This window comes from Arthrobacter globiformis (genome assembly GCF_030817195.1).
Classification (GTDB): Bacteria; Actinomycetota; Actinomycetes; order Actinomycetales; family Micrococcaceae; genus Arthrobacter; species Arthrobacter globiformis_D.
Genome location: NZ_JAUSYZ010000001.1, coordinates 1,990,224 through 2,005,828, shown reverse-complemented (window position 1 = coordinate 2,005,828; position 15,605 = coordinate 1,990,224). Strand labels below are relative to the sequence as shown.

Annotated in this window: 16 protein-coding genes; 3 read left to right on the top strand and 13 right to left on the bottom strand. The window is 67.5% G+C overall.

The features are described from left to right. Positions 1 to 136: 136 nt before the first annotated feature. A complete protein-coding gene (locus tag QF036_RS09080) occupies positions 137 to 523 on the top strand; it encodes a DUF1844 domain-containing protein (RefSeq protein ID WP_003798723.1) in 387 nt (128 codons plus the stop codon). A gap of 149 nt (positions 524 to 672) precedes the next feature. On the opposite strand, the gene QF036_RS09075 is transcribed toward QF036_RS09080, so the two are convergent. From QF036_RS09075 to QF036_RS09040, 8 genes are all read right to left on the bottom strand, one after another. Continuing rightward, the gene (locus QF036_RS09075) at positions 673 to 1,971 is read right to left on the bottom strand and encodes an MFS transporter (RefSeq protein ID WP_307101118.1); all 1,299 of its coding nucleotides are present in this window, start codon (positions 1,969 to 1,971) and stop codon (positions 673 to 675) included. Between the two features lie 58 nt (positions 1,972 to 2,029). Further along, positions 2,030 to 2,941 (bottom strand): SseB family protein, encoded by a 912-nt coding sequence (locus QF036_RS09070; RefSeq protein ID WP_307101116.1) that lies wholly within the window; start codon positions 2,939 to 2,941, stop codon positions 2,030 to 2,032. 9 nt (positions 2,942 to 2,950) lie between these two features. Then, on the bottom strand, positions 2,951 to 3,697 hold the full coding sequence (priA, locus tag QF036_RS09065; RefSeq protein WP_102970896.1) for a bifunctional 1-(5-phosphoribosyl)-5-((5-phosphoribosylamino)methylideneamino)imidazole-4-carboxamide isomerase/phosphoribosylanthranilate isomerase PriA: 747 nt from the start codon (positions 3,695 to 3,697) through the stop codon (positions 2,951 to 2,953). Between the two features lie 75 nt (positions 3,698 to 3,772). Further along, on the bottom strand, positions 3,773 to 3,931 hold the full coding sequence (locus QF036_RS09060; RefSeq protein ID WP_307101115.1) for a hypothetical protein: 159 nt from the start codon (positions 3,929 to 3,931) through the stop codon (positions 3,773 to 3,775). Beyond that, positions 3,932 to 4,669, bottom strand: coding sequence for an imidazole glycerol phosphate synthase subunit HisH (gene hisH, locus QF036_RS09055; protein ID WP_307101113.1), 738 nt, complete (start codon positions 4,667 to 4,669; stop codon positions 3,932 to 3,934). Next, positions 4,666 to 5,292 carry an imidazoleglycerol-phosphate dehydratase HisB gene (gene hisB / locus QF036_RS09050; protein WP_003798736.1) on the bottom strand — a complete coding sequence of 209 codons (627 nt, stop codon included), beginning with the start codon at positions 5,290 to 5,292 and terminating at the stop codon, positions 4,666 to 4,668. The genes hisH and hisB overlap by 4 nt, the downstream gene beginning before the upstream one ends. A gap of 59 nt (positions 5,293 to 5,351) precedes the next feature. Then, positions 5,352 to 6,470, bottom strand: coding sequence for a histidinol-phosphate transaminase (locus QF036_RS09045; RefSeq protein ID WP_307101111.1), 1,119 nt, complete (start codon positions 6,468 to 6,470; stop codon positions 5,352 to 5,354). Between the two features lie 66 nt (positions 6,471 to 6,536). Further along, positions 6,537 to 6,989, bottom strand: a complete 453-nt coding sequence (locus QF036_RS09040; protein ID WP_307101109.1) for a LysM peptidoglycan-binding domain-containing protein — start codon at positions 6,987 to 6,989, stop codon at positions 6,537 to 6,539. Positions 6,990 to 7,296: 307 nt separating this feature from the next. On the opposite strand from QF036_RS09040, the gene lexA reads away from it, so the two are divergent. Next, positions 7,297 to 8,043, top strand: a complete 747-nt coding sequence (gene lexA / locus QF036_RS09035) for a transcriptional repressor LexA (protein WP_307101105.1) — start codon at positions 7,297 to 7,299, stop codon at positions 8,041 to 8,043. A 91-nt stretch (positions 8,044 to 8,134) separates the two neighbouring features. On the opposite strand, the gene QF036_RS09030 is transcribed toward lexA, so the two are convergent. Together QF036_RS09030 and hflX are read right to left on the bottom strand one after the other, a co-directional pair. Further along, entirely contained in the window at positions 8,135 to 10,195 is a 2,061-nt protein-coding gene (locus QF036_RS09030) for an ATP-dependent DNA helicase (protein WP_307101103.1), read from the bottom strand. Beyond that, entirely contained in the window at positions 10,188 to 11,765 is a 1,578-nt protein-coding gene (gene hflX, locus QF036_RS09025) for a GTPase HflX (RefSeq protein ID WP_307101101.1), read from the bottom strand. Before hflX ends, QF036_RS09030 begins: the two co-directional genes overlap by 8 nt. A gap of 396 nt (positions 11,766 to 12,161) precedes the next feature. On the opposite strand from hflX, the gene QF036_RS09020 reads away from it, so the two are divergent. After that, positions 12,162 to 12,776 (top strand): class I SAM-dependent methyltransferase, encoded by a 615-nt coding sequence (locus QF036_RS09020; RefSeq protein WP_003798746.1) that lies wholly within the window; start codon positions 12,162 to 12,164, stop codon positions 12,774 to 12,776. Here the strand turns inward: QF036_RS09020 and dapF are convergent. From dapF to miaA, 3 genes are read right to left on the bottom strand one after another with little or no spacing between them, the layout of a single operon-like run. Beyond that, a complete protein-coding gene (gene dapF, locus QF036_RS09015; RefSeq protein ID WP_307101098.1) occupies positions 12,757 to 13,701 on the bottom strand; it encodes a diaminopimelate epimerase in 945 nt (314 codons plus the stop codon). The two genes, QF036_RS09020 and dapF, sit on opposite strands and share 20 nt — an antisense overlap. Then, on the bottom strand, positions 13,698 to 14,669 hold the full coding sequence (locus tag QF036_RS09010) for a DMT family transporter (protein ID WP_307101096.1): 972 nt from the start codon (positions 14,667 to 14,669) through the stop codon (positions 13,698 to 13,700). The genes dapF and QF036_RS09010 overlap by 4 nt, the downstream gene beginning before the upstream one ends. A gap of 32 nt (positions 14,670 to 14,701) precedes the next feature. Beyond that, positions 14,702 to 15,601 carry a tRNA (adenosine(37)-N6)-dimethylallyltransferase MiaA gene (gene miaA / locus QF036_RS09005; RefSeq protein ID WP_307101094.1) on the bottom strand — a complete coding sequence of 300 codons (900 nt, stop codon included), beginning with the start codon at positions 15,599 to 15,601 and terminating at the stop codon, positions 14,702 to 14,704. Between the last annotated feature and the right edge of the window lie 4 nt (positions 15,602 to 15,605).

The following is a 15,605-nucleotide window of genomic DNA, read 5'->3' as shown; positions in this document are numbered from 1 at the left end:
CGGGTGGGAGAGAACTCCGCTTGCAAACTGAATATCAATTCTACATAAAGATGCCCGCTTACCGCACATTCGCGGCAGTGGGTCTCATCCACGGCAAAATAACGACATCCAGTCGGTCTGTGACAAGCTTACCAGTATGAGCACTCCAGACAGCAATTCACACGTCTACCAGGCGCCTGGCGCCGGGGACGACGTCACGCAGCAAATCCGCGACATCTCCGAAGTTCCTGCGATCGAGGTCATCACCACGGCCGCCGTGCACCTGATGAGCGCCTCCGCCGTGAAGCTCGGCCTGGCCGCAGAGGAGAACGCCGCTGAGCTGAAGGACCTGGATGAGGCCCGCAAGCTCATCACCGCCCTCGCCGGCCTGGTGACGGCGGCCGCCCCGGAAATCGGTTCGCAGCATGCCGGTCCGTTGCGCGATGGCCTGCGGTCACTGCAACTCGCCTTCCGCGAAGAGTCCATCATCCCGGATCCCCCGGGCAAGGGTCCCGGTGAGAAATTCACCGGTGCAGTGAACTAAGGATTGAACTTCGACGGCGGCGGGCCGGCTCTTCGGGGCCGGACCGCCGCCGTTTTTGTCTCTTGGGGCACTTCCCGGGGAAGTCCTTCCCACCGAAACACCGAAACCTCACCCAACGAAGCCCGAGCCCGTCAGGTCGTGGCGGCCCGTCAGGATGTGGCGGCGCGGCGGCGCCGCTGCTGCAGGACAAGCCCCACGACGCAAAGCAGCACTCCTGCCACTCCGACGGACACGAAGCCTCCCGCAGCGCCAATGCTGTCGATGAAAAGTCCGGCCAGCGGAGCCCCCAGTGCCACGCCCGCGGTCAGCGCGGACCCGTACCAGCCCATGGCCTCGCCCCGCCGGGCTTCATCGACCAGTTCGGCCACCTTCTCGGAAGCTGCCGAAAGGACCGGAGCACACAGGAGCCCCGGAAGCAGCGACAGCAGGCTGAGCGTCAGCGTGTCGGTGGCAAAGCCCATGGGAATGGTCAGGGCAGCCATGCCCAGCAGCAGGAGAATCGGTGAAACAGGCCGGTGCATGGCCCCGTAAACAAGGCCGCCCACCACCGAGGCGGCGCACCAGAAGAGGAACACAACGCCGATCTCGGCCTGGTGGCCCCCGGTCTCCAGCGCGGCCACGATGCCCACGTCGGTGCCGCTGAGCACCATGCCGGCGCCGGCGGCGACGGCGAAGACCGCGGCTACCGCTGCGGTGAACCAGCCGAAGCTGTGCGCCACCCGGCCCTTCAAAACAGCCCGCCGCCTGCTGCCCGCCGCCGCGGGGCCGAGCTCAGCCGCAGCCTCCTGCAGGTGTGCGGGGGCGGCGGCCACAACGGCTACCTCCGCAGCTTCCTGCTCGTCCGCCTCACAGGATTCGCTGCGGACAGCACTGCGGGTGGGCGGGTTGAACCACATCAGGAAGAGCCCGGCCAGCGACGTCGAGACACCGACGGCGGTCAGCCCCAGCACGGAATGGCCGCTCGTGGCCACCACAGCACCCGCTGCCGGGCCGATCATAAACACCAGCTCGGTGCTGACTGCGTCCAGCGCGAACGCGGTCCTGCGCTGGTCACCGTCCGCCAGCACGCCCAGGGACTGCCGCACCACGCTGAAAATGGGAAGGGTCAGCAGGCCGCCGACAAACACGAGGGGCAGCAGCCACTGGTAGGAGACGTGCGGCACGATGGACCAGATGACGGTTTCCGAAATCACGGAAGGTATCAGGGCCGTCCGCAGACCCGCCGTATCCACCCGGCGGCCGCGCCAAGGTGCGCCAAGCGCGATTCCGATGGTCATCACGGCGGCCGCCGTTCCCGCGGCCGCATAGCCCTCGCCGAGGGTCAGGACGATGTGCAGCGTCAGCAGGACGCCCGCCGCCGAATGGGGAATGCGGGCAATCATGCCCACCGCCAGGAGCCGGCGGATGGGCCGAACGGCCAGCAGCTCCCGGTACAGGCTGAAATTCACAGGTGGATCCTCAGTTTCGCCGCCGGACAGCAACGGAACGGGCCCACCGGGCCCGCGGCTACTGCGCGGCGCGCCTTAGCTTGACTTCGATCGAATCAACGCGCTCACCAAACAATACATTCCGGCTCCACTCGGCCTGGAGGCCGGCAACGAGGGCCTGGACCGCGGCTGCATCAAGTCCGTCCTCCAGATAGAGCACCACGCGCAGTTCCGGTCCGGCTCCGCCGCCATCGACGCGGCGGCCTGAGGTCGTGGTGGTGGCCACTCCCCCGCCGGGCAGGACCTCGAGGCCGCGGACTGCGGGCTTGCCGTCCGCTCCGGCGCGCAGCACCGCGGCCAGCTCGGTGTCCAGGTAGGCCGGCACCCACTGCCGCTGCTGCGCGAGGGCCCAGACGCCGGGGCGCCGGACCACGAAGGTTATCTCCGAACCGGGGTCCACGACCAGCAGCTCGGCGCCTTCGGCGACGGCGGACAAGGCTGCCCTCGCGGCGTAAACGGCCACGGGCCGCGCCTCCGGGTGCCACGACGCCAGGGCTGCCGCCGAGGTGAACACGGGCATGGCGAGGCGGCCGTCGGGTGCTTTGAGCGTCACCAGCGCCATGTCGGCCTGCTTGTCGGCGTGCACGCCATGCGCGCCCTCGGCTTCCTCCGCCAGCTGTGCCACCACGGGGACAAAGACACGGGCGGTGGCGAGCGAGGCAACCACCGCGGCCTCGTCGCCGTCGCCGGCGACAAGGGCAGAGACTGCGGTGAGGTAGCCGGCGTCGGCTGTGCCGTCGTCGTCCTCGAAGTTGTGGATCTTGGCGTCGTCACCGGCGAGGCTGCGTCCGGCCCAGGGCTGTCCGGCCGAATCGGTGGCGCCACCTGCCCCGGCGAGGGCGGCCTCGATGTGACCGGGCAGCCGGCGTGCCGGCGGCAGGTCCGCGCCCGGTCCGCCGCCGTCCGCGGAGTTGCGCTGGTGCTCGGTCACGGCGATGCCCTAGCGGCGTCCGGCGACGTCGAGGGCCTCGGGCAGGGTGAAGGCGCCGGCGTACAGGGCCTTGCCCACGATGGCGCCTTCGACGCCGAGCGGCACCAGGGAGCGCAGGACCTTCAGGTCATCAAGGCTGGAAATGCCGCCGGACGCCACTACTGGCTTGCCGGTCTTCTCCACCATCTGCCGCAGGAGTTCAACGTTCGGTCCCTGCAGCGTGCCGTCCTTCGTCACGTCGGTAACAACGTAGCGTGCGCAGCCGGCCTCTTCGAGGCGGCCCAGTACGTCCCACAGGTCTCCGCCTTCCTTGGTCCAGCCGCGGCCGGCGAGAGTGGTTCCGCGGACGTCCAGCCCGACGGCGATCCGGTCACCGAAGCGGTCGATGGCCCGCGCGGTCCAGTCCGGGTTCTCCAAGGCGGCGGTGCCGAGGTTCACCCGGGCGACGCCCAGGTCCAGTGCCTTTTCCAGGGATTCATCGTCCCGGAGCCCGCCGGAAAGCTCGACCTTGATGTCCAGCCGGCCCACCACCTCGCGCAGCAGGTCCGCGTTTGAACCGCGCCCGAAGGCAGCGTCCAGATCCACCAGGTGGACCCATTCCGCGCCCTGCTGCTGCCAGTTGAGCGCCGCCTCCAGCGGCGTTCCGTAGCTTGTCTCGCTGCCGGCCTCGCCCTGGACCAGGCGGACGGCCTGGCCGTTCACGACGTCGACGGCGGGAAGCAGTTCAAGTACCGGCAGCTCGTTTTGGCTGGTCATCAGGGGTCCTCAGTTCTTGTAGGCGCTGGTTCCCGTGCGCGGCGGCTTCTGCGGCGCACACGGCGGGTTGGTTGGTTATTTGCCGGGAAGGGTCAGCAGGTAGGCAGCCAGCAGCGACATGGCGGCCAGCACGTAGAAGCCGATCTGGATCCAGAGCGGCTTGTGCTGCTGCCTGAAGGACAGGCCACCGCCCACCAGGAGGCCAGCCAGTCCCATCAGGAGAATGGACCACATTTAGGCGTCCGCCGCCTGCCGGGAATGCGGCCCGCGGAGCCCGTCGACCCAGTTCTTGAGCAGCCGCGCGCCGGCGTCACCGGATTTCTCCGGGTGGAACTGGGTGGCGCAGAGGGGGCCGTTCTCCACGGCGGCGATGAAGGGGGCACCGTGCTCGGACCACGTGACCAGGGGCGGCGCCATCCGCGGCTGGATCACTTCGAAGTCCCAGTTCTGGACGCCATAAGAGTGCACGAAGTAGAACCGCTCAGCTTCGACGCCGTCGAAAAGCCTGGAGCCTTCCGGAACCTTGACGGTGTTCCACCCCATGTGCGGCACCACCTCAGCGGGAAGGAGCTCCACCTTGCCAGGCCACTCCCCCATGCCTTCGGCTTCAGTCCCGTGTTCGACGCCGGCCTCGAAGAGCACCTGCAGGCCGACGCAGATGCCGAGGACCGGACGTCCGCCGGCCACGCGGCGGCCGATCATCCGGATGCCGTCAACGGCCTTGAGCTCGCGCATGACCGTTTCGAAAGCGCCGACACCGGGAACGACCAGCCCGTCGGCGTTCAGCACGTCCTCGGGCTTGGAACTCAGGATGACCTCGGCACCGGCACGTTCCAGGGCACGCACGGCGGAACGGACGTTGCCGGAGCCGTAGTCCAGGACGGTGACGGTGGGCTTGCCCTCCGGGGAAGCCGGCTTCAGAGTGGCCGACGGATCGAGGATCGCGCCCTCGCGCAGTACTTTGCCGGTCACAGTGCTCCCTTGGTGGACGGAATGCCTTCGACACGGGGATCCGGCTCGACGGCTGCACGGAGGGCCCGCGCGAACGCCTTGAACTGGGCTTCCACGATGTGGTGCGGGTCGCGGCCGGCGATGACGTTCATGTGAAGGCAGATGCCGGCGTGCAGCGTGATGGCCTCGAAGACGTGCCGGGTCAGCGAGCCCGTGAAGTGGCCGCCGATCAGGTGGTACTCCTGCCCGGCGGGCTCGCCGCCGTGCACCAGGTAGGGCCGGCCGGAGACGTCAACGACGGCGTGCGCCAGGGCCTCGTCCAGCGGCACGGTGGCCTCGCCGAAGCGGCGGATCCCGGCCTTGTTGCCCAGAGCGGTGCGCAGCACCTCGCCGAACGTGATGGCCACGTCCTCGACGGTGTGGTGGACGTCGATGTGGGTGTCGCCTGTGGCCTTGACGGTCATGTCGATGAGTGAGTGCTTGCACAGCGCCGTCAGCATGTGGTCATAGAACGGGACCGACGTGCTGATGTCCGACACTCCGGTGCCGTCGAGGTTGATCTCCACCAGCACGGAAGATTCGCTGGTGGCCCGCTCCATGCGTGCAGTCCGTGCCTCGGCAGCCTTGATACCGGTGTCGCTCATGGTGATAGATGTCCTTTGACGAAGGATGGGGGCGGACCTGACCTGGTCCATGTTCAAGTTTAGGCCGGAAGTGCGGCCTGCCGGGCCAGGATGCTTTCGAGCGCTTCCAGGAAGGCTGTGGTTTCCGTCTCAGTACCGGCGGTCACCCGAAGGTGGCCGGCGATGCCGACGTCCCGGACAAGCACCCCTGCGTCGAGCAGTTCCTGCCAGACCTCATGGGGGTTCTCCAGCCCGCCGAAGAAGACGTAGTTGGAGTCGGATGCCGCGGGCCGCAGCCCCATCCGTGTCAGCTCCGCGACAATCCGGTCGCGCTGACGCTTGATGTCCTCGACATCCGCCATAAGCGCCTCGCGGTGCTGCAGGGCCGCGAGGGCGGTTGCCTGCGTAACGGCGGACAGGTGGTAGGGCAGGCGCACCAGACGCAGGGCGTCGGTCACCTCCGGGGCCGCGGCCATGTAACCGAGGCGGGCACCGGCAAGAGCGAACGCCTTGCTCATGGTCCGGGAGACGATGAGCCGCTCCCGGCCGGGCAGCAGGGTCAGGGCGCTGGGCGTGCCGTCGTGCGCAAACTCGTGGTAGGCCTCGTCCACGACTACGATCGCCTGGCTGGCCTCGCCCGCCTCGTAGACGGCTTCCACCACGTCCAGGCCCAGGCCGGTGCCGGTGGGGTTGTTCGGTGAGCACAGGAAGACGATGTTGGGCTGGAGTTCGCGCACCTGGCGTGCAGCCGACTCGGCGCTGAGGCCGTAGTCGTCGGCACGCTTGCCGGCGATGTAGGCGGTGTCCGTGCCGCTGGCGAGGAGCGGGTACATGGAGTACGTCGGCGGGAAGCTCAGGAGTGAACGGCCCGGGCCGCCGAAGGCCTGGAGGATCTGCTGGAGGACCTCGTTGGAGCCGTTGGCTGCCCAGAGATTGTCCGCGCTGAGCCCGTGGCCGAGGTACTCTGCCAGGGCTTCCCGGAGTTCGGTGAATTCGCGGTCGGGGTACCGGTTGAGGCCGGTGGCTGCCTCGCTTACGGCCGCGGTGATGGCCGCACGCACGTCGGCGGGCACGCCATGCGTGTTCTCGTTGACGTTGAGCAGGATCGGAACGTCAAGCTGCGGGGCGCCGTAAGGGGACAGCCCCCTCAGGTTGGTCCGCAGGGGCAGTCGGTTCAGTCGCTCAAGCTGGTCAGTCACCTAGACAGTTTAAGTAACCCGTAGGGCTGGCCGGAAACTGTGACGGTTCCAGTGCCGGGCAACCGCCTATTTGTTCGGCACGAACAGCTGCTGGCCGGGCATGACCTTCCCGGCCTGGAGGTCGTTGAGCTGGACGATGTCCGCAATCACGTCCCGGGGGTCGCGGTCGGGGTCGACTTTTCCGGCGATTGCCCAGAGCGACTCACCGGGCTGCACCGTGACAGAAACTGCGGGCGTGACGGTCAGGCCGCCGGCGGTGTCCGCAGCTTTGGCCGGCGAGTTCAGCAGCCCCGCCAGGGACAGGATCAGGGCGGCCAGCAGAACAAGCGGCAGGCCGATCAGGACGATCCGGCCACGGCGGGTGAGGCGAAGGCGCGGCGGCTTGCCCGGCCGGGAAGCTGCACGGGACTGGGATACTGCACGCGGCTGAGGCACCGCACGCAGCTGAGACACCGCGGTGCGCTGGGAATCCGCGAACGGGGTTGCTGTTGAAGCCGACACTGCTGGTGAAGCTGACATGGCGTGAGCCCTCCTGGACCAAGTTGTACTGCCTCGCGTTCGAACAAACAGTTCGAACGCCGGACTGAGAAACGGCCCTCACTAGAACACATGTTCGAACTTTGCTTTTCCAGTTTTAGCACCTATCAACGAATTAAGTCGAGACTCGCTAGAACAAATGTTTGAAAAAGCCCTATGGCTGGCCTACGTTGGAAATCACAGAACAACCACATCTGCAGTTGATCAGCAGGGTCTGACATTTTCAGGCCGGAAGTTCCCGGCCACTGCAGCTACCGCGGCCGGGAGGAACGGAAAGGCGTTGGCGAACATGGCAGCACAGGCCTCTGACGGCAAGGCTCCCCAGCGCAGCCCGCGGTCTCAGCGGACCCCCAAGGGACTAACACTCCGCCAGAAGAAGATCCTGGAAACCATCCAGCGTTCGGTCAACGAGAACGGCTACCCCCCGTCGATGCGGGAAATCGGCGACACCGTCGGCCTGGCCAGCCTGTCCAGCGTGACCCATCAGCTCTCGCAGCTGGAAAAGCTTGGCTACCTTCGACGTGACCCCAAGCGTCCGCGCGCCATGGAGGTCCTGATGCCGCTCACCCTGGACGCGGGGGCGGCGAAGTCCGGCGGCGCGGACAAGGCCCCGGCCCTGGGCACCGCAGGCGCTACCGTGTCCGAACTGCCCAGCGCGATGGACACCGCAATGGTTCCGCTGGTCGGCCGGATCGCCGCCGGCGGCCCCATCCTTGCGGACCAGATGGTGGAGGAGCTGATGCCGCTGCCCCGCCAGCTGGTGGGCCACGGCGAGCTGTTCATGCTCAGGGTCGCAGGCGATTCCATGGTTGACGCCGCCATCTGCGATGGGGACTGGGTGGTGGTCCGGCGGCAGAGCGACGCCGTCAACGGCGATATCGTCGCGGCGCTGCTCGACGACGAAGCCACGGTCAAGACATTCCGGCAGCGTGACGGCCACACGTGGCTGCTTCCACAGAACACGCAGTACGAACCCATCCTCGGCGACCACGCCGTTGTCATGGGCAAGGTGGTTTCCGTACTCCGCTCGCTGTAGCCTCCGGGGCCGGCAGGCCACCCCGGGTTTCGTCCCCCGAAACGTCCTTCAGGGAGCCTTGGGCCCCGGGCAGCATCAGCCGGGGGCTTCCTCAGGCCTGTGCGCCGGCGAGCCTTTCCAGTGCCGCGACGGCGGTCTTCCGGTCTGTCGTTGGCCAGAACGGCGGAAGCGCGGCCCGCAGGAACCCGCCGTACCGTTCCGTGGACAGCCTGGAGTCCAGCACGGCCACCACGCCCTTGTCATTCGTGGACCGAATGAGCCGTCCGGCGCCCTGGGCAAGCCTGATGGCCGCGTGCGTGGCGGAGACGGACATGAAGCCGTTGCCGCCGGCCTGGGCAACGGCCCGGGACCGCGCGGTCATCAGCGGATCGTCCGGCCGCGGGAAGGGAATCCTGTCAATGACCACCAGGCGGCAGGACCCGCCCGGCACGTCGACCCCCTGCCACAGGGACATCGTGCCGAACAGGCAGGTATCGGGCTCGTCAGCAAACTGCTTCACCAGGGCCGTCATGGTGGATTCGCCCTGGCAAAGAATGCTGACATCCAGCCGCGTGCGCAGGGCGTCCGCAGCTTCCTCGGCCGCCCTCCGCGAGGAAAACAGACAAAGCGCTCCCCCGCCCGAGGCGCGGATGAGGGACTCGAGTTCGTCCAGCGCCTCAGGCGAGGTGCCACGGCCCGGTTTCGGCAGGTGGCTCGCTACATAGAGGATGCCCTGCCTGGGGTAGTCGAAGGGCGACCCCACGTCGACGCCGGTCCAGCTCGGCGCGCCCTCCCCGACCAGGCCCAACCCGCCGGCTGCGGGTTCGAAGGCAGAGCCGATGGCAAGAGTGGCCGATGTCAGCACCACTGTATGCCCGGCGAACAGGCCTTCCCGGAGCCGGCCTGCGACGCTCAGCGGGGCGATGTTGACCAGCGCCGGGGCAGTCTCGTCCGGCGCAGAGTAGCCCTGCTGGGGATCAAACGTGCTGTTCCGGGAGAACCAGACCACCTCGCGGTTTTCCCGGGCGGCGATGAGCCGTTCGCAAAGCTCCAGAATCACCAGCAGGCGGGAGCGCGCGAGCTGCCGCCCGCCGTCGGCGGTTGTATTGCTGTCCCCCTTGGAATCCGACAGCGCCGCCCGGCAGGCCTCACGAAGCTGGTCCACGCAGTCCAGCTGCTCGTCGTTCAGGCCGTTGGGCAGCAAGCCGCTGGGAACGCCGGCGAGAGCCACCTCAAGGTTGGCGGCCGCTGTGTTGAGGGCGTCAACGGTAATGCCGGTGTGCTTGCGGGCGCCGGACGCTGCGGCGTGGACCATGGCCACAGACAGCTGCCCCGAAACAGCGCCGGTTACCCGGTCCTGGAGTTCGTGGGCCTCGTCCACCACCACGACGTCGTACTCCGGCAGCACCGCCAGTCCTTCGAACGCGCTGACGGCCAGCATGGCGTGGTTGGTCACCACGACGTCGGCTTCCGTGGCGTTGTGGCGGGCAAGCTCACTGAAGCACTCTTCGGCGAGGGGGCACTTCTGCGAGCCGAGGCATTCCATGGACGTGACGGACACCTGCCGCCAGGCCCGGTCCGTGACGCCGGGAAGCAACTCGTCACGGTCGCCCGTGGTGGTCTGCTCCGCCCATTCGCGGAGCCGGACCACCTCCTTGCCGAGCTGCGAGGAAGGACCGCCTACCGCCGCGGCGAAGTGCGGGACGCTGGTGTCCTCGCCCAGCGAGAAGAGCTGGCCTTCCGAGGGTTCCTCGGAGGGAAAGCCGCCTTCGAGTTTGTGCCTGCAGACGTAGTTGGCGCGGCCCTTGACCAGCGCAATTTTCACGGGCCGGTCGAGTGCCGGCTTGAGGCTTTCCAGGAGCCGGGGAAGGTCCCTGCCCACGATCTGCGTCTGCAGGGCGAGGGTGGCAGTGGATACGAGGGCTGGCTTGTTGCTCTCAAGCGAATGTGCGATGAGCGGGACCAGGTAAGCCAGCGACTTGCCGGTTCCGGTGCCGGCCTGAACCAGCAGGTGGTCGCCCGTTTCTATTGCGCGCGCCACCTGCCGGGCCATCTCGTGCTGGCCGCTGCGGCTTTGGCCGCCCATGCCCGCCACGGCACGGTCGAGCAGGTCAAGGACACGCTGCTCGCCGGCCGTGGCCGCGGCACCGGCGGCTGCCGCCTCGTCAGTCATCGGTGCTGAAGGATTCCAGTTCAGCCGCGAGGCCTTCCCGGACCATGACCACGGCGCGGGTGCCGCCCTCTTCGTGGTCCAGGCTCAGGATCTCCGCGTCGGAGTCATGGAGCTTGCTGATTAGATCGCCCCGGTGGTACGGGACGAGCAGCTGCATCTTAACGTTCGGCCGCGGGATCGATTCGCTGATGGCCTTGAGCAGCTCGGCAATGCCCTCCCCCGTGCGTGCCGAAACCACCACATGCCGCGGTTCGCGCTGCTTGAGCCGCTCCACCACAAACGGATCGGCGGCGTCCGCCTTGTTCAGGACGATGATTTCGGGCACCTTGCGGGCGTCCACCTCGGCGAACACTGAGCGCACGGCGGCGATCTGACCTTCCGGGTCAGGGTGGGACACGTCCACGACGTGCAGGATCAGGTCTGCATCCGCCACCTCCTCCAGGGTGGAGCGGAAGGCCTCCACCAGCTGGGTGGGAAGGGACCGGACGAAGCCTACGGTGTCGGCCAGCGTGTAGCCAACGCCGTCCGAGGTCTCGGCCTTGCGGACAGTGGGGTCCAGGGTGGCGAACAGGGCGTTCTCCACCAGGACGCCGGCGTCCGTGAGGCGGTTCAGCAGCGAGGACTTCCCGGCGTTGGTGTATCCGGCAATGGCCACTGACGGGACTTCATTACGACGGCGGTTGGCCCGTTTGGTCTCCCGTGCCGGCTTCATCGCGGCGATTTCGCGCCGCAGCTTGGCCATCCGGGTGCGGATCCTGCGCCGGTCCAGTTCGATCTTGGTTTCACCGGGACCGCGCGAGCCCATGCCGGCGCCTGCACCGCCCACCTGGCCACCGGCCTGGCGGGACATGGATTCACCCCAGCCGCGGAGGCGCGGGAGGAGGTATTCGAGCTGCGCAAGTTCCACCTGGGCCTTGCCTTCGCGGCTCTTGGCGTGCTGGGCGAAGATGTCGAGGATGAGTGCCGTGCGGTCGATGACCTTCACCTTGACGATGTCTTCAAGGCCGCGCCGCTGGGACGGAGCGAGCTCGGCGTCCACCACAACGGTGTCCGCGCCGGTGGACATCACGACGTCCTTGAGCTCCAAAGCCTTGCCTGCTCCGAGGAACGTGCCGGGGTCCGGCTTGGCACGGCGCTGGACCAGGCCGTCGAGGACTTCCGAGCCGGCTGTTTCGGCCAGCGCGGCGAGTTCGCGCAGCGAGTTTTCGGCGTCAGCCAGGGTGCCTTCGCTCCAGAGGCCGGCGAGAACAACGCGTTCCAGGCGCAGCTGCCGGTATTCGACCTCGGTGACGTCCTCGAGTTCGGTGGACAGCCCGGCCGTGCGTCGCAGTGCCCGGCGTTCCTCGAGGTCCTGCTGGTCGCCGTCGAACGTGCTGTGCTCTTCGGCGAGCTGTGAGATGGCCTGCGCCTTGCCCAGGACACCCTTGCTGTCGGCGCGGCCGCCGTCGGCTGCCGCTGCGTTCCTGGCTGGGACGTCCTTGGCGAGAATCCGGTCGATGACAGCCTGGATCTCCTCGGGACTCATGTCCTGGGCGGCTGGGTCGGATCCGGAATTTTGCTGATTGGTCATGGTCTCCTTTGAAGGTTCTGCATCTTCAGAATAGTGCTGATTGCCGCCCTTGGCTGCGGTATTCGCGCTGGGCTGACTGCGAGGGGTCATGGAGGTGCTCCTGACATGCCGGCGGCGGACAAGCTGGGCCGGCGAAAGTGGACTGATCGAGTGCTGTTTGGGCTGCGCTGCGTTTCAGGCTGCGCTGTGGTCACGCTGCGCGCTCCGGCGGAAGGCGGTATACCTGCATCGCATCGGAGGGAGCCCCGGGCCGGTACCGGCGGCTGAAGGCCGCGGGCAAAGAAAGCCGGCTACTCAAAAATCAGGAACATGCGTTCAAGGATAGCAGAACACCGGCACCCGCCTTCGCACCGGCCGGTTTCCCATCAGCCGGGCGGACCACTAATCTGGCCAGTTATGGAGTCTGCCCACTATTTCAGCGCCTCACCTGCGGGGCCGTTCACCCGCAAGCCCCTCACGGTGGAACTGGCCGGTGAAACGCGGAAGCTGCAGACGTCGTCGGGCATCTTCAGCCCGGACGGAATCGACAAGGGCACGGCGGTCCTGCTGGCTGAGGTTCCGGCTCCCGCCCCGCAGGGAAACCTGCTCGACATCGGGTGCGGCTGGGGACCCATCGCCCTGACCATGGCGCTGCGGGCACCGCACGCGCAGGTCTACGCGGTGGACGTCAATGAACGCTGCATCGCGCTCACGAACGGGAACGCCGAACTGCTTGGGCTGGGCAACGTCGCGGCCAGCACGCCGCAGGACGTGGATCCGGAACTCCGCTTCGACACCATCTGGTCCAATCCGCCGATCAGGATCGGCAAGGACGAGCTGCACTCACTCCTGATGCTGTGGCTGCCGAGGCTGGCGCCGGGGGGTTCGGCCTGGCTGGTGGTGCAGAAGAACCTGGGCTCGGATTCGCTTCAGCGCTGGCTGGCAGAGGCGCTTGACGAATCCTTCACGGTGACACGGGAAAGCACATCCAAGTCGTTCAGGATCCTGCGGGTCAGGAAAGCGTCCCGCTAGCAACGATCGTTGCCGGGCCGCTCAGTTCGACGTGCTCCCGGCCACCGGCGACGGTGAAGAACTTCACGCCCACGACGCCGCCGGGCACCTTAACCTGCCAGGCGTCCGGGGCGCCCTGCCCCGCCCAGTGCCGGATGGCCACGGCTGCAGCACACGCTCCGGTACCGCAGGACTGCGTTTCGCCGACGCCGCGTTCGTGGACCCGCATGGTCACGGTGCCCACGCCGTCGTGCACCAGCGGCTCTGCCGGGACAACGAATTCGACGTTGGTGCCGTTGGCGGGAGTGGGATCGACGTGGGGCGCTGTGAAGAGCCGGGTGTCCTGAAGTTCGGACAGCTCGGCCAGGGCGACGACCGTGTGGGGGTTGCCCATGCTGACGGACAGCGCCGGCCTTGCCACCTCGAGTCCGTCGGCGCTGACGAGTGAATCCATGGCGCGGGCCGCAGCATCGTCCGGGAAGATGAACTCCCAGGGGCCCATGTCGACGGCGTAGCCGTCGCCGGTGCGGACAATGGTTTTGACTCCCCCGCGGGTGCCGATGGTCAGCGAGCCGCCCGCAGGCAGTTCAGCGAGGCCCTCGGCCAGGAGGAAGTGGACGAACACCCGGACGCCGTTGCCGCACATTTCCGACAGGGAACCGTCACCGTTGCGGTAATCCATGAACCATTCGGCATCGGGGTTTTCGGCAAGTATCTGCCGGCCCTCGTCCATGAGCCGGGACGGCACAGCGCGGATGAGGCCGTCGCCGCCGATGCCGCGGTGGCGGTCGCACAGCTGGGCGACCTGCTCGGCTGAGATGGCGTGTACGCCCTCGGGGTCAGCGACCAGGACGAAATCGTTGCCTGTTCCATGGCCCTTGGAGAACCGCAGTCCGCTCAGTGTGCTGGCGGCGGGCCGGGCTGTTTCTGCAAGGGTTTCATTCATGGTTCAAGGTTACCCGCCCGCCGGCGGCGCCAGAAAAACGGCTTGGCTGTGCCTCGCAGACCGCGGGCGCTGGTGAGGAGGATGCCGGCGATGACAATCACCCCGCCTGCTATCTGGGCAAAGGTGTAGGGATGCCCCGAGAGGATTGTGAACAAGGCTGTAAAGACGGTGATGAGGTTAAGGAATACCCCGGCGTTGCCGGCGGGGATGACTGTCAGGGCCCGGTTCCACAGCAGGTAGGACAGCACAGACGGGAAGAGCGCAATGAAGGCCAGGGAAGCAATCGCACCCTGCGTGGAGGGCAGGGCTGGACCGCCGGCAGCCAGGCTGAATGGTGCGAGCACAACGATCGTGATCGAAGCCTGGATGGCCGTGGCGGTTATCGGGGGCAGTGGCGGAGCCAGGCGCCCGGTGATCGTATACGCGGACCACGCTGCAATTGCCGCGATCATGAACAGCTCGCCCGTCCCGAAGCCAGCCTGCAGCAGCTTGCCCAGGTCGCCGTTACTGAGGACAAGGAGCACCCCGGCAAGTGCGATCAGGACACCGCCAACTGCCCTGCGGGTCAGGCGTTCCCTGAGGAACACGGCAGCGGCCAACGTGATGAGTGCCGGGTTGAACGCATTGATGAGGGAAGCGTTGAATGCATCAGTGTGCTCGAGAGCTGTGTACAGAAGCAGGTTGTAGCCCAGCAGTCCGAACACACTCAGTGCGACCAGCCATGGCCACGCTGCCAGCACCTGCCGCCATTGCGGGCGCTCTGCCATCTGGGCGATAGCCAGCAGCGGAACCACGGCGCCCAACCAGCGCAGCAGGACGAGGCTGAGAGGGTCGATGCTCTCGACCGCGCCGGCTCCAACAATGTAGTTGCCTGCCCAGAACAGCGTCGCGCCCAACAGCGAGGCGATCGCAACAGTGAGGGTCCGCCGCGAAGTGCGCTGTGGCGTGCTGGCAACTGCGAGCGGCATAAGAGTCTTTCTTCCAGTGCTTTGATGCTGGCTCAGCGGGCGAGGTCGGCCGCTTTGGCAGCCAGCCGGGGGTCCTGCCAGTCCAGCCAGCTGATGCGGGGATCGGCCCGGAACCACGTCAGCTGCCGGCGGGCGAACTGCCTGGTGGCCACGATGGTTTCCTCGGCTGCCTGCGCTGCGTCCGTTTCGCCGTCGAGCACTTTGAGGAACTGGGCGTAGCCCAGTGCGCGCGGTGCGGTCTTGCCGCGGCGCAGGCCCTGGGCGTCCAGCCGTTCGACTTCCGCCAGCAGCCCCTGCTCCACCATCCGGTGCACGCGGACGGCGAGCCGGTCACGCAACCGCTCACGGTCCACCTGCAGGCCGATCTGGACGGCCGGCTGGTGGTACTCGCGCGTCGGCATGAACGAGCTGAACGGGCGTCCCGTCAGTTCGAACACCTCCAGCGCGCGGATGATGCGGCGGGCGTCGCCGAGACGCCCGGCGGAGACGGGATCCACCGCCCGGAGGCGTTCCAGCAGTGCGGCAGTGCCTGCCTCGGCGTTCTCCTGTTCGAGCCGGGCGCGGATTTCCGGGTCGGTTCCCGGAAACTCCAGCACGTCGAGCGCGGCGCGGACATACAGGCCCGACCCGCCGGCCAGGATGGCGCGCCTGCCGCGGCGGTGGATATCGGCGACGGCGTCCCTCGCCTGCTGCTGGAAGTCGGACACCGACGCCTCCTGCGTCACGTCCAGGATGTCCAGCAGGTGGTGCCGGACGCCCCGTTGTTCAGCTTCGGTGACCTTGGCGGTGCCGATGTCCATGCCGCGGTAGAACTGCATGGCGTCGGCGTTGATCACCTCGCCGTCCAGGGCCAGGGCAAGTTCGACGGCGAGGTCGGACTTGCCCGATCCGGTGGGTCCGACGACCGCAATGACGGGGGGCTGGCCCGCCACCGGG